This window comes from Pseudofrankia coriaricola (assembly GCF_032027725.1).
GTDB lineage: Bacteria > Actinomycetota > Actinomycetes > Frankiales > Frankiaceae > Pseudofrankia.
On the sequence record NZ_JASNFO010000021.1, the window covers coordinates 63,008 to 82,998 of the forward strand.

The window sequence follows — 19,991 nt, forward strand, 5'->3', positions numbered from 1 at the left end:
AGGCGAGGGGCGGCACCACCTGGGCCGTGCCAGGCATGACTGACCATGAAGGGAGACGGCCACACGGTCCGGCCACCTGATCGGGCGTCAGACCGAAGCCCTGCCTCATGCCAGACCTCGGCGGACCGGGCCGGCGGGCTGGGCAGACGCTGCCTAGGCGAGCGGACCACCAGCAGGAAAAATGCGCGAAAGGCGAGGTCTGGTGCCCATACCGGGCGCTGGCCGTGGCTAGCCGTGGCCACGGTCGGTGAAGATGGTCACATGGCCTGCTTCTGACGCTCCGTCGGGTCGTCGCCTTACGCTTACCACGTGTCTCCAGCCGACGCCCCTGCCCTCGACAAGACCGCCAAGCCCGCCAATGCCTCCCCCCACCAGAGTCCTCGGGGCCGCGGCCGCGCGGCGGCGGGCGGAGCCAGCGCCCGGCTCGCGGTCGGCGCAGACGCGGGCAACGGCCAGGGCGACGCGGGCGAGCCGGGCGTGCCGACCGAGGCGGGCGCCGCGACAGAGGCGGGCCCGGCCGACGCCGCGAGCCCGGCCGACACCAGCCCGGCCGCCGCGGCGCCGCGGGCGGCGGACGGCCGGGTGCCGGGCCGGCGAGGTCTCGCGACCAGGGCCCGCCTGCTGGACTGCGCCGCGGCGATGTTGGAGACGACCCCGTACCGGGAGCTCACGGTCACCGACGTCACGCGCGAGGCGGGCACCTCACCCGCGACCTTCTACCAGTACTTCGTCGACATGGAGACGGCGATGCTCGCGCTCGCCGAGCAGGTCGCCGACCAGGGCTCCCACCTGTCGGACCTCGTCGGTGCCAGGCCGTGGCGGGGTGCCGCCGGCTGGCACAGCGCGGAGTCGCTTGTCGACGGGTTCCTGACGTTCTGGCAGGCGCACCAGCCGGTACTGCGGGTCGTCGACCTGCTCACCGAGGAGGGCGACCAGCGGTTCCGCCGCGCCCGGGTGCGCATGCTCAACGCGATCACGAGGTCACTCGCGGGCGCGGTCGAGGAGGCGCAGACCCGCGCCGGGCGCAGCGCCGAGGTCGAGCCGATGGCGATGGCCGGCGCGCTCGTCTCGATGCTCGCGCATGTCGCCGCCCATCAGCCCGGCTTCGAGGCCTGGGAGATCCACGTCGCCGACCTGCGCCAGGCGATGATCCGCCTCGTCTTCTGGGGCGTCACCGGCCCCAAGGTCCCCCGGGTGATCTAGTTTCGCCATCGGTAGGCCCGCGGGCTCGTCCTTTGCGCCGCGTGGGTCAGGCGGCGTCGATCTCGATGCGGCGCGGGTGGGTGGCACGCTGCTTGGCGAGGCGAATGGTCAGGACGCCGTCGCACAGCGAGGCGCGGACCGACTCGGGGTCGACGTCGCCGGGCAGCGCTATGCGGTGCTCGAACGAGCCGGTGCGGCGGGCCTGACGGCGCAGCTTGCCGGTGCGCTCCCGCTCCTCGATCGCGCCACCGACGATCAGCTCGTTGTCCTGCAGGTCGATGGTGATGTTCTTCTTCGAGACGCCGGGGAGATCGATCTCGACGATGAACCCGTCATCGGTCTCCTCGATGTCGACCGGGGTGATCATGTTGGCCAGGGTGCTGAAAGTGCGGCCCTCCGGCGCCCCGCCACCGACCACGTCGCCGAGGAGGCTGCCCATCTTCGCCCAGGCGTCCTCGATCTCCCGGAACGGGTCCCACTTCGCCAGCATCGGGCGGACGTCGCCGCTACGCGCGGGGAGTGCCATTTGCTTCCTCCTCAGAACTTTGTCACCGATTTAGATGGTTTTCCGGCCTTATGGTGTGACCGGTGCCGGACCGGTGCCGGACGAGGGATCCGTCGGCGGATTCGGCCGGCGTCCGCGGCCGCTGGCTGCCGGCCGCTGACGGCCGGGCCCTGCCAGGCAGGCACTGACAGCCAGGTCCCGCCAGTCCACTCCCCGCCAGGCCACGTCCCGCCGGGTCGAGTTGAGCCAGCCCCTGGATACCCGTCCGTAGTGCTTTGCCTACCCACTGCGTTTCGATGCATGTGCCGTCGGAAATTCGACACGGCTGTAAGGACCCGCCCGTTCCGTGCGGAACCTGGGCGCACTAGCGTGTTTGTCAACGTAGGACCGAAACGCGCGGACCAGATTCGCGCTTGCCGGTCCGTGGGGGATGGCCGGGCCGGCGGTAACGCGGCGCTCAGGCCGCGTGATCATCACGCGGCTGGACGCCCGCATCGCGGTGCCCAGGCGTAGACGAGCAGTACAGCGGAGGGGGACGGGGTGGTCAGCACCGCTCTTCGGGTGACGACATCGGCGGGAGAGGCGCTGCTCACCGGTCCGGAATCCGCGGTGATCGGCAGGGCCCGGTCCTCGACCATCGCGATCAGCGACAGCAAGGTGTCGCGCCAGCACGTGCTGCTCGCGCCGTCGGCGTCCGGCTGGCGGGTCGTCGACCAGAGCGCCAACGGGATCTGGCGGGACGGCCGCCGCGTCACCGAGGTGGAGCTCCAGCTCGGCGAGGTGGCAAGGATCCGCCTGGGCGGGGTCGACGGTCCGGAAGTCGTCATCACCGCAGTCCCCGGCGCCGGCGAAGGCGCAGCGGCCGGCTGCCGCCGCTCCCCCCGCACAGCGCGCGACCCAGCCCGCTCCGCCAGTCCAGCCCGGCCCTCAGATACCGCCCACCCCTCAGCTCCTGCCCGTCCTGGCCGGCCAGCCGGTACTTGGGGCCGGGACCGGCCCGTCGGGCGTACCGACCACCACGAACCCGTCGGTGCCGGCCGCGCGCAAGGTCCACCCGATCTCCGGCGGCCGGATCCGGCTCGGCCGGTCCCGCGACAACGACGTCTCGGTCCCGGACCTGCTCGCCTCCCGCCACCACGCCGAACTGCTGCTGCACCGCGGCGGTGCCGAGGTCATCGACCTCGACACGTCGAACGGCACGTTCGTCAACGGCCAACGCGTGCAGCGCGCCCCCGTCGGGCAGCGCGACGTGATCGCGATCGGCCACCACCTGTACCAGCTCGACGGCGCGACGCTCGTCGAGTACCGCGACTCGGGCGACGTCGCGTTCGAGGCGACCAGCCTCAACGTCTGGGCCGGCACCAAGCAGCTGATGCGCGACATGACGTTCCGGCTGCCGGCCCGCTCGCTGCTCGGCGTCGTCGGCCCGTCCGGCGCCGGCAAGTCGACGCTGCTCAACGCGCTCACCGGCTTCCGCCCAGCCGACGCCGGCACCGTCCGCTACGCCGGCCGCGACCTCTACGACGAGTACGACGAGCTGCGCCGCCGGATCGGCTACGTCCCGCAGGCCGACCCGCTGCACGCCCAGCTGACCGTCCGCCAGGCCCTTGAGTACGGCGCCGAGCTGCGCTTCCCCGCAGACACCACCACCGACGAGCGGCGCGCCCGCGTCCTGGAGACGATTGGCGAGCTGGGGCTCACGCAGCATGCCGACACCCCGGTCTCGCGCCTGTCCGGCGGCCAGAAGAAGCGCACCAGCGTCGCGCTGGAGCTGCTGACCCGGCCGTCGCTGCTGTTCCTCGACGAGCCGACGTCGGGTCTTGACCCCGCCAACGACCAGGCCGTGATGGACACGTTGCGGACGCTGGCCAAGGGTGGTGGCGCGGGCTCCGCCGACGAGCAGGGCCGCACCGTCATCGTCGTCACCCACAGCGTGTTGTTCCTCGACCGATGCGACTACGTCCTGGTGCTGTCCCCCGGTGGTTTCATCGCCTACTTCGGCCCGCCGGACGGGGCGCTGACCTACTTCGGCAAGCGGGACTTCAAGGACTTCGTCGACGTCTTCCGGGAGCTTGAGGCGACCCCGGGCGAGCAGATGGCGGCCCGGTTCCGCGCCTCCGAGTACTACGTGCCGTCGGCCATGGTCGCGCCGTCGGTGCGGACCGCGCCGCCGGCGCTGCCGAGCATCCGTCAGCAGTCGGTGCCCAAGCAGCTGTCGACGCTGACCCGCCGCTATCTGAAGGTCATCCTGGCGGACAGGTCGTACCTGCGCCTGATCGCCGCGTTCCCCGTCTTCCTGGGGATCATCCCGCGGGTGATCCCGGCGCCGAACGGGCTGGGCGTACTCGCGAACGGCCGGCCGAACAGCGACGCGACGAAGGTGCTCGTCGTGCTCATCCTGTGCGCCTGTTTCATGGGCATGGCCAACTCGGTACGCGAAATCGTCAAAGAACGGGACATCTATCGTCGAGAACGCACCATAGGCCTGTCCAGATCGGCCTATCTCGGCTCGAAGATCGTCATCCTGACCGGCATCACGACGCTGCAGTGCATCATCTTCACGCTGATCGGCCTGGTCGGGCGCACGCCGGAAGAGGCGGTGGTGGTCAGTTCGCCGCTGCTGGAGTGCCTCATCGCGATCGTCGTCGCCGCGCTCGTGTCGATGATGATCGGCCTGCTCGTCTCGACGCTCGTCGACAACGCCGACAAGACGATGCCGTTCCTGGTCCTGATCACGATGGCGCAGCTGGTGCTCTCCGGCGGTCTGATCACCGTGTCGGACGGGCTCGGGCTGCAGCAGGTCAGCTGGCTCGCCCCGGCACGCTGGGCCTTCGCCGCACTCGCCGCGACCGACGATCTCAACAACGCCGGCAAGCTCGGCGACGACCGGATCGGCACCGCGCCCCGCGACACGCTCTGGAACCACAGCGCGGGCGTCTGGGTGCTCGACATCGCCGTGGCCCTGGCGCTCGGCGCCGTCCTGCTCTACCTGACGTCGGTCACGCTGCGCCGCATCGAGCCCAAGGTCGGCCGCCCGGCCGCCGCCGGCGTCGCCGCCAGCGCGGTCGCCGCCTACGACCCCGCCGGCGCGCCGGCACCGGGCACCCCCGGTCACGGCTCTCCCGTCTACCCGCCCGCGGGGCCACCGACCGGCGGCGTCCCGTGGCCACCCCAGCCCGGCGCCCAGCACCCACCCGGTCCTGGCGCCTGGGGCCCGCCCGGCCGCTGACTCAGGCCGACGGCCGGGTGGCCCCGACCCGAGACGAGTACCGCCAGACCACCCGGCCGGCTCGGCGCGGACCATACCCGGCCCTGTTCGGCCCAGCCGGCCGCTGAGCCGGCGGTCCACGGTCAGCGCCAGGTGGCCAGGAGATCGGCCAGGTCGGCCGCCTGTTCGACGGCAAGGACGACGGTCACCGGGGCGGCGCCGGTCACCGTCGTCTCGACGGTGACCCGCACGCCCGTCACCGACCGGTCGACCCGCAGCGAGCGGACCACCTCCGGGTGGGCCGGCACCGGGTCGGCCAACCGCCGCCGAGCCGGCGCCCGAATGGCCTCCGGCCGCTCCAGCTCCCCGCCGGCCTCGGCCCGCAGCAGCAAGGCCAGCCGGCGTCCGACCGGCGGCGGGAGGTACGCACCCGGCGGCGGGACGTCCACCGGCGGCGCGGGGGCGCCCGTGGACGGTGTGGGCGCGCCCTCCTCCCAAAGGAGCCGCAGGTTGGCGTCGAGGAGCTCGAACAGCACGCTGCCACCCAGCCGCTCGACCTCCACCGGCCCGAACCGGCGCCGGACCCGCGGGGCACCGAACCACGCACCATCCCCCGCGGCACGCCCGAGGCCGAGTTCGTCGCCCACGCCGGCCAGCGCCCTCACCTCCGCCTCGACCACCCAGCCCGCCGCTCTCCCAGCCCAGCTTGCCCGCCCGGCCGGGATCAGCGGCCCGCAACCGCCGTCCGCCCGCATCATCCGCGCGCCGGTGGACCTAGCCCGCCACGGTGACCCTGGTCCCGCCGCGGTGACGCGACGAGAATCACCGGTCCTGGAGCTGGGCCGGGGCGCCCACGCGGGTGCCCGCGTGGGCGCCAGTCGGGACGCGGCGGGCGGCGTGGAGCCAGGCGGGCGGCGGGAACGTCGGGCGTGGCCAGGCTCCGGCAAGCGCGGCGGCGGTTCGGCGCCGGCGGCGCAGGTTCGCCGCCCGGTACACCTCGATGCACTGGTCGCGGTAGGACGAGACCCCGCCGACGCGGGCCGCCGCCTCGTCGATCAGCCGTTCGCGCCGTTCCAGGTCGGCCGCGAGCCGGACCCGCAGGTCCGCGAGACGGCCCTGGTCGGCGAGCAGCTCGGCCCGCGCCTTCGCCGCGGCCCGCCGGGCCCGCGCGGCCGCGTCATCCCCGCTCGCCGGCGCGCCCAGTTCCTCGGCCGCGCGCATGAGCCGCTCAGCCGGGCTCGCGTCCACCCGCGCCGCCAGCGCCTCGACCCGCGCCGACCGCTCGGCGATCCGCGCGTCCAGCTCGACGAGCACCGCGGCCAGCGCCCCACGCAGCACCTCGTGCGACCGGGCCGCGGCGTTCGCCAACTCCAGCATCACCGGCGTCACCATCACCTGAGTCACCGTCACCGGCGTCCCCGCCCGGTCCGCGCGTGGCGGCGGTTCCGCGGAACCGCCCGGAACCGCCGGCGGCGCGGCCCCGCCACCGCTCGGCGCCGACGACGCCGAACCGCCGGCAGCCGTCCCAGGCACGACCCGGCCCGCCCTCGACACCGGTTGCGCGAGACGGCCCGAATCTGACGCAGCTACGACGGGCGGTACGCCAACCCGCCCATCCCGCCGCCCCAGCCACCACAGCCACAGCCGTGTCCGCGCCCCCAGCCCGGACCACCCCCGCCGTCCGCGCCGCACCCCGCCCAGCGGCGTCTCAAGCACGGCACCCCGCCGCGCTCGCCCGGTCTCCGTCGTCATCTTCTCCCCCAGCCCCGCATGGTCACCTACGACCAAGCCAGACGGACGAGCCCCGGCTCACGTCAACCCGCGGCGGATCCTCCCCTCCGCCCAGGGCCAGACCCGCCACGCATCCCGCGAAAACTCCTTCAAGCCCTCCTCCGACTCGAATTCGGCCATTTCTCGGACCAGCAGTGCCTCGCCTGGCTCGCCAAGGTGGGCCGCCATTCCAATCCGACTCGGATTTGGTGATCTCTGGGACGCGCCCAGGTGATGCCAGATAGACCCGACGAGTTTCAATCCGACTCGGATTTTGTGATCTCTGGGACCGTATGTGACGATGGCGAACCTCGGCGGGTGGAGCGAGTTTCAATCCGACTCGGATTTGGTGATCTCTGGGACCGTCGCCGCGTGCTTCGTTCCTGGCTGGCTCGTCAGTTTCAATCCGACTCGGATTTGGTGATCTCTGGGACCGGGCATTGTGGCAATCACCGCAGGTCAAATCGTGCAAGTTTCAATCCGACTCGGATTTGGTGATCTCTGGGACGCCTGACAACCCGCAGGGACTCCGGCAGTACGCCGATGTTTCAATCCGACTCGGATTTGGTGATCTCTGGGACTTTGTCGCCCTGGCATTGCTCGCGATGGTCGTGACCAAGTTTCAATCCGACTCGGATTTGGTGATCTCTGGGACCCCGGGACCAACCCCGGGGGGAATCGGATGGCGGAGGTTTCAATCCGACTCGGATTTGGTGATCTCTGGGACCATCACCTGCATCGTGACCGCCCTCAGCGTGGGGTTTCAATCCGACTCGGATTTGGTGATCTCTGGGACTTGCCGAAATCGCACCCGAACCGGCACTCCACCAGGTTTCAATCCGACTCGGATTTGGTGATCTCTGGGACCCCGTACCGTCACCCTCGTCAAGGACCCGTCCGGGTTTCAATCCGACTCGGATTTGGTGATCTCTGGGACGCCTCGGCGCTGATCACCGCTGGGGAGAACGTGTTTCAATCCGACTCGGATTTGGTGATCTCTGGGACAGCTGTCCGAATTGTACACCGGCTGAGCTGCGGGTTTGCAAGATCAAACCAGAACCTCGTGCGGAAGATCCACTTGGCGCCGCCTTTCTGATCTCTTCGCCTGCCGTCTTCGCAGGTGGGAGCACATGTCGATCAGTAGCCAGAACCTCCGGGGTTTGTCGGCGTGTCGGAGGTTCTGGCTTGGCGGCAGGTTGCGTCCGTCCGTGGTGGGTGAGGGCTGCGGCTGCCGGGCCGGGCTCGGGGCGGACGGAGGGCGGGCGCCATGACGGGGTGGTTCGGCGCGCGGGTGTGGCCAGGGCGGGCTCCCGACGGCCAGGGCGGGATCGTCGCCGGCTCGGGACCTCGTCGCCGCGCTGGGGCGGCCGGTGGGGTGCCGCGGGCGATGGCCGAGCCGCGGGCGCTGTGGGCCGCGTGGGCGCGGGTGGCCGCCGGCAGCGGCATGCCGGGGGCCGACGGGCTTTCCGTGGCCGACTTCGCCCGCGAGCTTGGCCCGCGGCTTGACCGCCTGGCCGACCAGCTGGCCGAGGGGGGCTACGCACCACAGCCGCTGCGGCTGGTCACGATCACCCGGGGCGGCCGTCGTCGGGCGCTCGGCCTGCCGACCGTGCGCGACCGGGTGGCGCAGCGCGCGTTCCTGGACGTCTGTCACGAGCAGCTCGACGCCGACGCGGTCGAGGTGAGCTTCGCCTACCGTCGCGGCCGGTCGTGGCTGGACGCGCTGGCGGCGGCGGAACGGCACCGCGACGCGGGCCGGCGCGTAGTGCTGCGCACCGACATCGCCGACTATTTCGCCCGCATCCGGCACGATCTCCTCCTCGCCGCGCTCGCGCCGGCTGTGCCGGCCGACGGTGTGGAACTGGTCCGCGGCTGGATAACGGCGCCGGTGCTCACCGAGCGCGGAATCGTCGCGCGGCGCGAAGGCGTCCCGGAAGGCGCTCCAGTCTCCCCCGCGCTCGCCAACGTCTATCTCCGCTCTTTCGACGCCGCCGTCCACCGCCGGCCCGGTTTCCTGGTGCGTTATGCCGACGATATCGCCGTGTTCTGCGCGGACACCGAGCAGGCCGTCCAGTCGGCCCACGTGGCAGGCGGCGCGCTCGCGGCGCTCGACCTGGCGATGAACCAGGAGAAAACGTACGTCTCCAGCTTCGACCGCGGCTTCTCGTTCCTGGGCTGGGTGTTCTTCCAGGACGGCGGCTGGGAGGCCGAGCCGTCCGCCGGCTGGACACATCCGATGTCCGTCGGACGCGGCCGGGCCGCCGCCGCCCCGGACCCGCGCGCCTACACCGGGCCGCCGCCGCGCGGCAGGTCGCCGGCCGCCCCGCGCGCCGCGCACGCTCCGTCCGCATCGTGGAGGTCGCCATGATCCGGCCAAGCCGCCGGCCGCTCTACGTGACGGGCCATGGGCTTGTCCTGGGCCGCCGGGGTGGCCGGCTCGTCGCCAGCCGCGACGGCGTCGTCGTCACGTCGGCGCCGCTCGGGCGGATCAGCGAGGTCGTCCTGTTCGGCAACGTCACCGTGACGACGCCGGCCATGACCGCCCTCCTCGCCGAGGACGTCCCGCTGGCGCTGCTCACCGCCGACGGCCGGCCGCGGGGCCGGCTGGAGCCGCCGCGTGCCTCCCATATCGTGGCCCGGCGCCGGCAGCTGGAGCTCCACCACGACGACAAGGCCCGGCTGCGGCTGGCCCAGGCGTTCGTCCGGGGCAAGATCCACAACCAGGACATCCTGCTGCGGCGCCGGGCGGCGGGAACGCCGGCGGACGAGGACGCCTGGGCGCTGGCCCGCCGGGTCGCGGCGGCCGGTCCGGCGGCCGCGGCGACGCGCTCGGTGGCCGAGCTGAACGGTGTGGAAGGCGCGGCGTCCGGCGCCTACTTCCGCGCGCTGCGCCTCCTGCTCGCCGACGGGCTCGGCTTCCGGCGCCGAGAACGGCACGCGCCGGACGTCGTCAACATGCTGATCAACTACACGTCGGCGCTGCTGCGGGAGATCGTGTTCGGCGCCGTGGTCGCGGCGGGGCTCGACCCGTACGTGTCGTTCCTGCACGTGCCGCACCCGGGCCGCCCGACGCTCGTGTTCGACCTGATGGAGGAGTGGCGCCCGGTGCTGCTCGAGTCGACCGTGCTCAGCGTCCTGGGGCTGCGGATGGTAGGCCCGGCCGACGTCATCGCGCCCGAGCCGCCCGCCGCGCGGACAGCCGCGCCGCCCGGCGGGCGGACAGCCGGGCCGACGGCCGGGCGATCCGCCGCGCCGCACCCGCGGGACGGCATCCCCGGGGACGTCACGGGCAGCACCCCGCCGGATGCCTGGGCCTCGCCGGGTGCCGCGCAGGCGGACGGCTCTGCCGGCGACGGCCGGGGGGCCGTGGCGAGCCGGCACGACGGCGGGGCGGAGTACCCGCCGCTGGCGCCCCGCCCACGGCTGCGGCCCGAGGCGACCGCGGCGGTGATCGAACGGTTCCGCGCCCGGGTCGACTCACCGGCCCGGACCTGGGGCCCAGCGACCGGAGTCACCTACGGCAGCCAGATCCGGGCGCAGTGCCTGGCCCTGCGGCAGACGTTGCTGGATGGCGTTCCCTACGAACCGTTCCGCTGGCGGTGACGGCGGCATGTCGCATCCCGAGGACACCGGGCTGCTCGTCAGCTTCGACGTCTCGTTCGACGCGTACCGCCGGCAGGTCGCCAAGGTGCTGGAACGGCACGGGCCGCGGGTGCTGCGGTCGGTGTACGACGTCACGCCGCCGGCCGGCGCGGTGAACCGCCTCGTCGAACGTCTCGTCGAGATCGTCGAGCCGTCCGACCATGTCGTCGTCGTTCCGTACTGCCCCCGCTGCCGCCACCACTGGAGCGGCGCACCCCTCAATGCCCTCCCCGGGTCGGGCTGGATCGTCCCATGAACGTGATCATCACGACCGTACCGTCGTGGCCCCGGCCCCGACCCGGACCGCGAGCACGTGCACGAGCACACGAAGCCGGCGACCTGGACGAGGACGAGCCCGGTATGGGACCGGCCCGCGCGGCGGTGGACCCGATCGCGGCGCGGCGGGCGGCGGCGTGAACACGCCGATCATCGTCGTGTACGACGTCGCCGACGACGAGCGCCGGGAGCTGGTCCGCCGGTCGCTGCGACCGGTGGCCGACCGGTTCCAGCAGAGCGGGTGGTACCTGCCCGCCGACCGGGGTCTGACCGCCGTCCGCGTCGGCGCCGGCCTCGCCGGTCTGCTCAGCCCCGCCGACCGGCTCGGCGTCTGGCAGCCGTGCCCGGCGTGCTGGCGCGCGGTCCGTTGGCTCCCCGCGGGCGTCTGGCGCCCGGCGCCCGCCCTGCCCGGCCCTGGCGGCTGGCTGATCACCGAGACACGCCCCGCTTGACAGACCTCCGGCCGGAACGGGATTCACGTGTTCCGAGGGCGCTGTTCGGCTGCCAGGGCCGCGAGGTCCGCTTCGAGGGCGTCGAGCCACGCGGGGCCGGGCCAGGGCTTGCGGGGTAGCGCGGCCAGGGCGGCGGCGCGTTCCACGTCACAGCGGGCGACCAGGTCGGCGCGGTAGCTGTCTCGCACGATCTCCAGACGGGCCCGTTCCTCGCCGTACAGGCCGCGGAACGCCGCGACCGACGCGAGCGCCTGACGGACGGCGGCCCGCTCGGCGGCGTCCGCGGCCAGTGCCCGCCGGCTGGCGGCCAGCGCCGCGAACCGGGCCTGCGCCGCGCGCTGCCCGGCCCGGTGGACGGCCGCCGCCAGCGGGTCGTGGGCACGATACTCGGCCGCCGCCACCACCGCCGTGACCAGCGCCGCCGCGGCCAGGAACAGAGCGAACGCCACCGGGACCGCGAGGCCGAACGGCCGGCCGGCGCCCGCCGACGCCCGGCCGAACGCAAGGCCCACGTCGGCCACCGCCAGCGCGACGAGCGCCGCGACAGCCGCGGGCGAGAGCTCCAACCCGGCGACGCCTCGCACGGTCCGGCCGATACCGGCCCGCCGGCCGGCCGCGTGCCGCCGCTCGGCGGCGAGCCGCTCGTCGCGGGCCTGCCGCGCGAGATGGCCCGCGAGCAGCATCCCGGCGCACGCGACCGCGGCCACGAGCAGCAGCCTGCCCAGGTAAGGCAGCGTGAACGCGCCCCACCCGTCCTCGGCCGGCGGGGTCAGCAGAGCCGCCTGGGCGAACGCGCCGACGCCGACGCCGGCCGCCCGCGTCCGCGGCGACGACGACGCGAGATACGCACGGTGGAACCGGCCACCGGGGCCATGGCCGTGGAGGCCACTGCTACCGGTCGCCGCCAGGGCGGCCAGGGCAGCGAAGTGCTCGGCCTCGGCCGTGGCGAGCGCGCCGCGAGCCGCCTCGCGGACCAGCTCCAGGCCGGCGAGCCGCGCCCGCGCGTCCTCTACCGAACACCAGGCCTGGACGCGGCCATGCTGGTAGCCGCGGCCGAGCCGCTCACCCCACACGGCGGCGTGCCGCGCGATGACCGTCTCGAACGGCGGCTCTGTCGGGCCTGACTCGGCGTCCGGGTAGGGCGCGGCGGCGTCCCGCTCCGCGCAGGCACGCGCGAACGCGAGCAGCCCCTGGCTGTCCCGCCGCCGGTACGGCACCAGCGGGAACCACGCCCCGCCACGCCCACCCAGCGGCCCCTCCCCCAGCGGGCGCCGGCGCCGCCCCCGCCCGTTCCAGCCCGCCATCTCTCCCCCAGCCCGTCCCAGGTCCCCAACACCCACCCCAGACGGACCGCACCCCCACCACCCGCCCCAAAGCGCGGAAGAGCTTCAACCCACCAGACCCCTCAGGCATCATGAACAGCCTCCAGGAACCGTCATTCCAATCCGACTCGGATTCGGTGATCTCTGGGCGCGGATCATCACGCACTTCAACCTCGACCTTGAAGGTTTCAATCCGACTCGGATTTGGTGATCTCTGGGAGGGCTCTGATCCGGGCGCTGCGTGACATTCACGTTTCAATCCGACTCGGATTTGGTGATCTCTGGGAGCGCGTCAAGGACGTGGCCGTGGTGGGCCGCCCCCACGTTTCAATCCGACTCGGATTTGGTGATCCCTGGGAGTGCCACGACGGAAGAAGTGGGAGCATGAGCAGAGTTTCAATCCGACTCGGATTTGGTGATCCCTGGGAGACTGGATACAGATGCTAAACCGTTCGTGAATCCCTGTTTCAATCCGACTCGGATTTGGTGATCCCTGGGAGGTGATCGCGAGTGAAGTGTCTGTGCGCTGGCATGGTTTCAATCCGACTCGGATTTGGTGATCTCTGGGAGAGCTGTCCGAATTGTACACCGGCTGAGCTGCGGGTTTGTAAGATCAAACCAGAACCTCTCTGTGAAGATCGGCCCCGAAGGGAAGATTTGATCTTCCTGGTGGGCGTCTTCGCTGGTCGGAGGGTATGTCGATCAGTAGCCAGAACCTCTCGGGTTCGTCGGCGTGTCGGAGGTTCTGGCTGACGATCTTCCGACGCGGGGCGGGGCGAGGCTGCGCGCCTGGCCGTCCGTCCGTTCCGGGCGTCGGAGATGTCCGGGCCGTGGGTGCCCGCGTGGAGGAGGCGGTGAGCATGGTGCGGCCGCCGCGGCTGCGGGTGGACGACCGTGGGGTGGCCGTTCCCGAGCTGGCCGAGGACGTCGCCGCGCATGCGTCCATTGTCGCGGGTTCGGGCCGGATGGGGGACCGGACGCCGGCGCGGGTGCCGATCGGGCCGGCGGCGGTGCGCCGGCGGCGCCGGCCGTCCGGGGCACACCCGCCACCGCCCGCGCGCTCGGATCCGCGTCGGCGCTCTCGGCGGCGCGGAGGGCAGCGAGACAGCGAGCGGCGACGGAACGGACCGAGACGCGACGAACAGCGACGGGGCCGCCGGCCACGCACGCCACGGCGGCGACGGATGGGTCCCGTCGCCGGGTTCCTGCTCGGGCTTGCCGTCGCGGGGACACTGGCGGCGCCGCTGTGGCTCGCTCGCCTCGTCTGAGCTCGGCGCCTGTCAGCGCCACGGCCGTGCTGGCCTGGGCGCGCGCCGGCACCGGCCACGTCCGTCTGGGCCTGGTGACCCGCGAGAGGACAGGAGTGTTCAGTGGCTCGCACGATTCGGATCAACGGGATCGACGTCCCGGTCATCGCCGACGAGATGAGCGGCTCTGAGCTCAAGCAGGCCGCGGGGATCGAACCGGACCGGGTACTCGTCAAGCAGGACCCGGAGCGGAACACAATCGTCGGCGACGGCCAGCGCGTCCGGCTCGCCGACGGCGACGTCTTCGCCCACCACGCCCGCCACTCCAAGGCTCGGGACCGGCGCGTCGTGCGCGCCTTCCCGTCCGTTGCGGAGGGCAGCGGGGGCGACACCGCAACAGCGGGGCCTGGCCGGTGAACGCCCAGCAGCGGCGGGTTCTCGGCGAGGCGGCGCAGCTGCTGTGCGCCTACCCGGAGCTGCGGGTCGCCGCGGACGGGTCGTGGCTGCTCATCCCGGAGTTCCGGCTGCCGGGCGGCTGGGCGCCGGCCCGCACCACGGTGCTGATCGCCGTGCCGCTCACCTACCCGGAATGCGCGCCGGACGGCTTCTACCTGGGTGACCGGCTGCGCCGGCGCGACGGCGCCTTTCTCGTCAGCCCTGGGCACTACTTCCGCGAGTACCACAACCCGTACGCCGACCTCGGCTACCTCTGGTACTGCCTGGAGGACCCGGAACGCCGCTGGAGCCCCGGCGTCGACTCGCTGGTCACCTACGTCGAGGCGATCCGCACCTACCTCGGCGAAACGGACTGACCCTCATGGACCGGCGCCGCGCGCTCGTCGTTCCGTCCCGCCTCTGGAACGGGCTACACGCCCATCTGCTGGCAGGCCCCGCCGAGCGGTTCGCTTACCTGCTCGCCCGCGCGGACCTGGCGTCACCGGACGTGGTGGAGACCGACGACCGGCCCCGTGGTGGTTCTGCGGGCCCGGTGGGTGCTGCTCGTTCCGGATGAGGCGCTGACCGTCCAGAACGGCGACCGGGTGGAAGTCTCCCCCGAGGTCACGCGGACCGTGCTGCGGACCTGCTACGAGCAGGCGCTGTCGCTGGTCGACGTCCATTCCCATCCCGGCGCGGCCGTCGCGCGGCTGTCCGGGCACGACCTGCGCAACGCGCTCACCACCCACGGCGAGTTCCTCTCCGTCATCCCCGCGAGCCCGCCCGCGTTCGCCGCCTCCCTCGTCGTCGCCCCGGCTGATCACCAGGCCGTCGTCGCCCAAGCCCTCGCCGAGCTGATCAACCTGCTCCCCCCGCGGCGCGCGGCCGCCGACCAGATCCTGGTCGACCTCGCCGCCCCGGCGACGTCGAACCTGCGCGCCATCGCCGACCCGGCCTGCCCCGTCTGCGGCGACCACGCGGCCCTGCACGACGCGGGCGACCGGGCCGGCCCGCCACCGGCCCGGGCAGCGCGGCCGTTGGGTCAATCCAGTCCACGGCTGTGCCGGGATCCCACCAAAGAGCGGATGCGCAGTTGACGCCTCGGCGGGTGGGTCCTTACTGTCTCCGTCAGTCAGTCATGCGCTGACTCTTGCTGTTCGTGGGGCTGAGACCTCACGGGCGGCGCTCCGGCTCTTGGCCGGTGCTTCCGATGCCGCCTCGGGCTTCGAGGCGGCTGCCACCCCCGCTCGGGTGGCTGATTGACGAACGGCCCTCGGTGGCCTCCTTCGTCGTGTCCTCGGAGGTGCCGCGCATGGGCCTGTGTGTCTTCGACATCCTCGACGCCGACGGCGACCTGGCCGCGTTCGCGCTCGTTCGGTTCCTGGAGCCGGCGCTGCGGGTCCGCGTCCGCCGGGTCGCGCGGACCAGCGTGCCGTGGCTGTGTTCCTGCCACGGGTCGACGCTGTGCGACACCTGCGGCGGGCTGATCAACAAGTTCCTCTGCGTGGCGCAGGCGAAGCTGCGTGTCTGCGCGGCGGGCGGGCTGCCGACCACCAGGGCCGGCGTGCCGCTCAACGAGCTCGCCGTCATCGCCAGCGGCATGACGGAGCCGGCCGCGACGGCACGCCTGGGTGCCGACGAGGCCGGCCGCGAGCTGTTCGCCTACACCGCGCGGCGCACCCGCCCCGTCGGCGGCCCGGCTCCCCGGGGCCAGGGCCAGGGCCCGGCTCCGGCGGCCCACACCGACGAGGCGTGGCTGCGGGCCTGCTGGGCGCAGCTCGTCCTCCACCCGACCCGCAAGCTCGACGTGGACATCGTCCGAGAGGACGCGGTCCGCCGTGGCATGCCCGCGAAGCCCATGGACGCGCTGGACGCGTCGCCGGCGCGCGGGCCGCTGGCAGCCGAGCCGCTGGCCGACGCGGCGGTACGCGAGCTGATCATCGGGCTGCACGCCCAGGTCGTCGACCCCTTCCAGCTGCCGGCCACGGAGAAGAAGTTCGGCGTCGCAGTCGTGCAAGCCCGGGCCGCCCTCGACCGCGGCCGTGCACTACTGCGCGCCCACGACCCGAACCTCTACGAGACGCTGGTCGCCGGCCCCGTCGCCGGCCCCGTCGCCGGCCGCGGCTACGGCCGCCTCCCGGACCGCCCAGGCAGGCCCGGCCGGGCGCCACGCCGGCCGGGGAGCCGTGGGCCTCGTCGGGCGGGGAACCGGGCGGCTCCTCGGGCGGAGCCCAAGGTGCCCTCCTCGGCCTGGCCGGTGGCTGGCTCGACACCGACGCGGTGCCGACCACCGAGCGGGCACGCGATGCGCTGCGCGCCGAGATCGGGGCGGCGTTCGCCGCGCGGGCGCGCGAGGCCCGCCGACGGTCCGGCCGGCCACCGCTCGTCCAGCTGCTCGCCGCCATCATCGACGCGGTCTACGGCCGCGGGGCCGACCTGGTGGCCCGCTGCCGGCGGCTGCTCCGCCTGGAGGAGGCGGCGGCGCGCACCGAGCTCGCCCGGCTCGCCGTGCTGGTCGCCGCCGCGGGCCTGACCTGGCTCGACGACCTGCTCGCCCAGCTGGACGGCGCGCGGTGACCGCCCGGCACGCTGCCGGTCCGTCTGGTACCTGAGGGTGGCCGGGCGGACGGGCCTCCGGCGGGGCGCGCAGAATCCTTCCCATCGCCCGGCCGGAGCCGCGGCCGACACGGCCGGCCAGGTGATCCCGCGCTGAGGGCGCGGGACGCGGACGACGCGGCCGCGCGCCGCAGGCAGACCATAGCGGGCAGACCATAGGGGGAGACATGCCGGCGCGAGTGGCCGTACTGCTGGCGGCGGAGACGTCGGGGGCGCTGCCGCCGCCGCAGACCGGGCCGGCGGTCGCCGCCGCGGTGCTGGCGGCGGTCGGCGCCGTCGACCCGGCGCTCGCCCAGCAGCTGCACGACGCCCCGCCACCGAAGCCCTACCGGCTGACTCCGCTGCTCGACGAGAACGACCGGCCACCGCGCCGCGACTCGCGGGAGGTGCGGTTCGAGGTCGGCATCCTCGTCGACGCGCTGTTCGCGCGGATCTACCAGGCGCTGTCCGCCGAGCGGACCTGGCGCATCGGCCAGACGACCTACCAGGCGGTGGGCGTCGAGATCCGGGCGCTGGCGGAATACCCGGGTCTCGCCAGCGCCGCCGCCCCGGCGACGTCGTGGGCGTTCCGGCTCGTCACCCCGTGCGCGTTCGGCACCGCCCGCGAGGAGGGCGCCCGCCGCCAGCGGGTGTTCCCCGAGCCCGAATGGGTGTTCACGTCGCTCGCGAACCGTTGGCGCGCCTATGCCGGCGAGCTGCGCTCGACGCACGGCGGGGTGTTCGACCTGGAGGGCGCGGTCGTCGCCGCCGAGCGCAACCTCGAGGTCGTCGAGGCCGACCTGCGCACCGCCGAGCACCTCGTCAAGCCCCGGGTGCCGCCCGTCCGCGGCAGCGTCGGCGCGGTCCGTTACTCCCTGGCCGAGGCAGGCACAGTCTCCCCGGACGCCCGCCACGCCCTGGACACCCTCGCCACGTTCGCCTGCTACGCCGGCCTCGGCGACCGCACAGGCGTCGGCATGGGACACGTCGTCCCGCTCCCGGCCGCCGCGCCGACCCGGCGTCAGCAGCCGTCGCGCGCTGCGAGGACGGGGACGCCGGCCACGCGCCGCTGACTCCGTCGGCCGCGCCCCGCTGACTGCGTCGGCCACCAGTCAGGCCGACCGCTCCGGACCTTCAGCCAACCCGCGCGTCGGTCAGGGCACGGCCACGGGAGACGGCCTGGATCGCGCTGGCCAGCACGCCGCGAAGTGCCAGCCCACGCGCCCAGCCGGGTGGCCCGTGGCCGACCGCGTCCCGCGCCGTACCGTTCGCACCATGCCAGGTCCCCGCATTTCTCGTCCACGCCAGATGCCGCCCGGCGCGCCGCCGTCGCATCAGGCACAGACGGACGGCACCCCGGTCCGCGACGGCGGCCGGCTGTCAGCCGCCGGTGTCGCCCGTGCCAGCCGCGGCCAGCCTCGTGACCAGGCTGTCGTGTGCATGAAGCCCGCCCTTGACGCCCGAACCTGCGCGTACCTACTGTGGCAGTCGTCAGCTCACGCTGATTTTCTGCAGTGCTCCCCGTCACATGCCAGCCTCGCGTTCGCGCGGGCATTGGTGACGGCCAGAGCGCGGCGTGTGCCGGCGAGACCGGCCTTGGAATGGTACTCCGGGCTTCGGAGCGCCCCGCCCACACCAGGTAGGCGGCCATGCGGAGACACAGCCGTTCGGCTGATGTCCGTTGGTTCCGGAGGTCGCCGTCATGCGTCTCATCCTCAGCGACATCCTCCGTCTAGAATTGAGGCGTTGCGCCCACACGACAGGCAGTCGGGGGAATTATGACGTTATTGATGATTCCAGGAAACACGAATGTGGACTCTTTTGGGAACTGCCTGCTGGCGGCTACGGAAGCGCTTAGACGGGACCTGTCCGATCCGCGCGCCCGCTTCGAGAGAGTGCATGTCCTCAATACCTCCGAATCACTTGCGGCACTAGCGGCCCACTTCGAGATAGATGCCTCGAAGCTCGATCGGGTCGGGCTCCGCCGCGGCGACCTGAATTATGTGACTATCAGTCTCGATGACGACCCCGAACATCGACTGGACAGGCTTCTGGGCGACGTCGCGGACATCATGCGGTCAACGCAGACGAGAGAAGTCTACTTCGACCTCACCGGCGGTCCTACCCAAATAAAGATCGCGCTCGGGATTTTTGCGTTCCTGCTCGGTGCGCCGCACGTGTACACCCTGGAGGTAGCCTTTTCGGCCCCAGCCCAGCGAGGCTGGGATCTCGACCGACTGCGCGCGGCCGCCATCGACGACGAAAATATCAAGGTCAGGCACCGGCGAATCTCCGGCCTTGACAAGTTTGACGGGTTCGGGCATTCAAGTCTGACTATTGTGGAGCGCGTGCGCGCCGAGCTCGAGCAGCTTCGTGCACACCTAGAGTCCTCGCTTCCCAGCCGGGTCCAGGAGATCAGCAGGCTGGTTTCCCTGTTGGAAGGTGCTGAGCTGGCCCGCATCGATCCACGCCAGACACAGGATGAAAGCGTGGCAACGCAGATCCTGCTGATGAACGCGACGGCCGCCGCGGACGCCTTCGTCGATCTCGTCATCAACAGCGTACCGGGCCGGAAGACCTCTGGGCAGACTCTCGGGCCGAAGCTGAACCAGATCAGGGACATGGCCGGCGCGAACTCTCCGCACCCGATCGACTCCGTGACCCTACTGCATCTGAGTGAACTGTTGCTTCGGCTGCGGAATCGGGCGGTGCACTGGTCAGACTCGTCGATGAGCGCGGATGTACTACGCCTTCAGGGCGAGCTCGGCGCCCGCATCTCGAAATCCTTCATCTGGCTCGTGACCCAGTCGCTGGGCGCGTTCCTACACAGCGACACTAACGAGGTCGCGGAGATCAGCAGCATCGACGACTTCTCGTCGGATGACGAGGGCTGGTTCGTCGGCATCGATGGGGACGGGACGGGCGCGTACATCGCCGGATCCATGCGAGACACCGAAGACTGCGTCGACGAGCTCAAGGACCGGAGCCGGCAGGTGGGAGCGGCGATTGATTTCGTCCGGGCGGCAGTCAAGAAGAAGTATGGGAAGGACTCCGTCGTGTTCTGCTCCGGCGACAACATCCTCTTCAGGGTCAAGGGGAGAGTCATCCGTTCCGACATCTTGGACCTGCTCAGCAAGTACCACGACATGACCCAGCTAACCGCGTCCGCCGGGGTCGGCCGCACCCCGTACCAGGCCTCTATCGGCCTCCGGCTCGCGAAGGCCGAAGGCGGCGGAGCGGTCAAGATGGTCTCTTTGTCAAACCGCAGGGTAGGGTCCGCGGCCGCAGCCGTTCCACCTCCACGGACACGCTGATCGCGCCAGCCGCGAGCGATTG

The 19,991-nt window shown here is 72.4% G+C and carries 17 protein-coding genes, 1 pseudogene and 2 CRISPR repeat arrays; of the genes and pseudogenes, 14 read left to right on the top strand and 4 right to left on the bottom strand.

From position 1 onward, the window contains the following. Positions 1-309: 309 nt before the first annotated feature. Positions 310-1,203 carry a TetR/AcrR family transcriptional regulator gene (locus QOZ89_RS12760; protein ID WP_312623856.1) on the top strand — a complete coding sequence of 298 codons (894 nt, stop codon included), beginning with the start codon at positions 310-312 and terminating at the stop codon, positions 1,201-1,203. 46 nt (positions 1,204-1,249) lie between these two features. On the opposite strand, the gene QOZ89_RS12765 is transcribed toward QOZ89_RS12760, so the two are convergent. Further along, complete coding sequence (locus QOZ89_RS12765) at positions 1,250-1,729, bottom strand: Hsp20/alpha crystallin family protein (protein ID WP_071051751.1); 480 nt, start codon at positions 1,727-1,729, stop codon at positions 1,250-1,252. Positions 1,730-2,365: 636 nt separating this feature from the next. Here QOZ89_RS12765 and QOZ89_RS47310 point away from each other — a divergent pair. Both QOZ89_RS47310 and QOZ89_RS12775 read left to right on the top strand, forming a co-directional pair. After that, a pseudogene (locus QOZ89_RS47310) lies at positions 2,366-2,449 on the top strand (FHA domain-containing protein); the annotation flags it as partial. Between the two features lie 289 nt (positions 2,450-2,738). Further along, on the top strand, positions 2,739-4,937 hold the full coding sequence (locus QOZ89_RS12775) for an ATP-binding cassette domain-containing protein (protein ID WP_312623857.1): 2,199 nt from the start codon (positions 2,739-2,741) through the stop codon (positions 4,935-4,937). Between the two features lie 122 nt (positions 4,938-5,059). Here the strand turns inward: QOZ89_RS12775 and QOZ89_RS12780 are convergent, their stop codons facing one another. Beyond that, positions 5,060-5,596, bottom strand: a complete 537-nt coding sequence (locus tag QOZ89_RS12780) for a hypothetical protein (protein ID WP_312623858.1) — start codon at positions 5,594-5,596, stop codon at positions 5,060-5,062. A gap of 142 nt (positions 5,597-5,738) precedes the next feature. Further along, the gene (locus tag QOZ89_RS12785; protein ID WP_312623859.1) at positions 5,739-6,326 is read right to left on the bottom strand and encodes a hypothetical protein; all 588 of its coding nucleotides are present in this window, start codon (positions 6,324-6,326) and stop codon (positions 5,739-5,741) included. A 547-nt stretch (positions 6,327-6,873) separates the two neighbouring features. Then, a CRISPR array of direct repeats spans positions 6,874-7,691; the repeat unit is 36 nt; unit sequence GTTTCAATCCGACTCGGATTTGGTGATCTCTGGGAC. A 262-nt stretch (positions 7,692-7,953) separates the two neighbouring features. Between QOZ89_RS12785 and QOZ89_RS12790 the strand changes: the two genes are divergently transcribed. From QOZ89_RS12790 to QOZ89_RS12805, 4 genes are all read left to right on the top strand, one after another. Then, entirely contained in the window at positions 7,954-9,054 is a 1,101-nt protein-coding gene (locus tag QOZ89_RS12790; RefSeq protein WP_312623860.1) for a reverse transcriptase domain-containing protein, read from the top strand. Then, positions 9,051-10,289 carry a CRISPR-associated endonuclease Cas1 gene (gene cas1, locus QOZ89_RS12795; protein ID WP_312623861.1) on the top strand — a complete coding sequence of 413 codons (1,239 nt, stop codon included), beginning with the start codon at positions 9,051-9,053 and terminating at the stop codon, positions 10,287-10,289. The genes QOZ89_RS12790 and cas1 overlap by 4 nt, the downstream gene beginning before the upstream one ends. 7 nt (positions 10,290-10,296) lie before the next feature. Beyond that, positions 10,297-10,584 (top strand): CRISPR-associated endonuclease Cas2, encoded by a 288-nt coding sequence (gene cas2 / locus QOZ89_RS12800; protein ID WP_312623862.1) that lies wholly within the window; start codon positions 10,297-10,299, stop codon positions 10,582-10,584. Positions 10,585-10,741: 157 nt separating this feature from the next. After that, positions 10,742-11,056 carry a CRISPR-associated endonuclease Cas2 gene (locus QOZ89_RS12805; protein ID WP_312623863.1) on the top strand — a complete coding sequence of 105 codons (315 nt, stop codon included), beginning with the start codon at positions 10,742-10,744 and terminating at the stop codon, positions 11,054-11,056. 23 nt (positions 11,057-11,079) lie between these two features. Here the strand turns inward: QOZ89_RS12805 and QOZ89_RS12810 are convergent, their stop codons facing one another. Beyond that, a complete protein-coding gene (locus QOZ89_RS12810) occupies positions 11,080-12,273 on the bottom strand; it encodes a hypothetical protein (protein ID WP_312623864.1) in 1,194 nt (397 codons plus the stop codon). 220 nt (positions 12,274-12,493) lie between these two features. Continuing rightward, a CRISPR array of direct repeats spans positions 12,494-12,948; the repeat unit is 36 nt; unit sequence GTTTCAATCCGACTCGGATTTGGTGATCCCTGGGAG. Positions 12,949-13,232: 284 nt separating this feature from the next. On the opposite strand from QOZ89_RS12810, the gene QOZ89_RS12815 reads away from it, so the two are divergent. The 7 genes from QOZ89_RS12815 to QOZ89_RS12845 all read left to right on the top strand — a co-directional run bounded on the left by QOZ89_RS12815 (position 13,233) and on the right by QOZ89_RS12845 (position 19,969). After that, on the top strand, positions 13,233-13,646 hold the full coding sequence (locus tag QOZ89_RS12815) for a hypothetical protein (RefSeq protein ID WP_312623865.1): 414 nt from the start codon (positions 13,233-13,235) through the stop codon (positions 13,644-13,646). 102 nt (positions 13,647-13,748) lie between these two features. After that, a complete protein-coding gene (locus tag QOZ89_RS12820) occupies positions 13,749-14,042 on the top strand; it encodes a hypothetical protein (RefSeq protein ID WP_312623866.1) in 294 nt (97 codons plus the stop codon). Further along, positions 14,039-14,437, top strand: coding sequence for an E2/UBC family protein (locus tag QOZ89_RS12825; protein WP_312623867.1), 399 nt, complete (start codon positions 14,039-14,041; stop codon positions 14,435-14,437). The genes QOZ89_RS12820 and QOZ89_RS12825 overlap by 4 nt, the downstream gene beginning before the upstream one ends. 156 nt (positions 14,438-14,593) lie before the next feature. Then, positions 14,594-15,157 (top strand): hypothetical protein, encoded by a 564-nt coding sequence (locus QOZ89_RS12830; protein WP_312623868.1) that lies wholly within the window; start codon positions 14,594-14,596, stop codon positions 15,155-15,157. Between the two features lie 215 nt (positions 15,158-15,372). Then, on the top strand, positions 15,373-16,593 hold the full coding sequence (locus QOZ89_RS12835) for a hypothetical protein (protein ID WP_312623869.1): 1,221 nt from the start codon (positions 15,373-15,375) through the stop codon (positions 16,591-16,593). A gap of 250 nt (positions 16,594-16,843) precedes the next feature. Continuing rightward, on the top strand, positions 16,844-17,728 hold the full coding sequence (gene cas6, locus QOZ89_RS12840; protein WP_312623870.1) for a CRISPR-associated endoribonuclease Cas6: 885 nt from the start codon (positions 16,844-16,846) through the stop codon (positions 17,726-17,728). A gap of 738 nt (positions 17,729-18,466) precedes the next feature. Continuing rightward, on the top strand, positions 18,467-19,969 hold the full coding sequence (locus QOZ89_RS12845; protein ID WP_312623871.1) for a mCpol domain-containing protein: 1,503 nt from the start codon (positions 18,467-18,469) through the stop codon (positions 19,967-19,969). The last annotated feature ends 22 nt before the right edge of the window (positions 19,970-19,991 follow it).

Bases quoted from the DNA above. Each gene is read 5' to 3' on its own strand.
- QOZ89_RS12765 (WP_071051751.1), bottom strand. From the start codon at position 1,729: ATGGCACTCCCCGCGCGTAGCGGCGACGTCCGCCCGATGCTGGCGAAG.
- cas6 (WP_312623870.1), top strand. From the start codon at position 16,844: ATGCCGGCGCGAGTGGCCGTACTGCTGGCGGCGGAGACGTCGGGGGCG.
- cas1 (WP_312623861.1), top strand. From the start codon at position 9,051: ATGATCCGGCCAAGCCGCCGGCCGCTCTACGTGACGGGCCATGGGCTT.
- QOZ89_RS12835 (WP_312623869.1), top strand. From the start codon at position 15,373: ATGGGCCTGTGTGTCTTCGACATCCTCGACGCCGACGGCGACCTGGCC.
- QOZ89_RS12790 (WP_312623860.1), top strand. From the start codon at position 7,954: ATGACGGGGTGGTTCGGCGCGCGGGTGTGGCCAGGGCGGGCTCCCGAC.
- cas2 (WP_312623862.1), top strand. From the start codon at position 10,297: ATGTCGCATCCCGAGGACACCGGGCTGCTCGTCAGCTTCGACGTCTCG.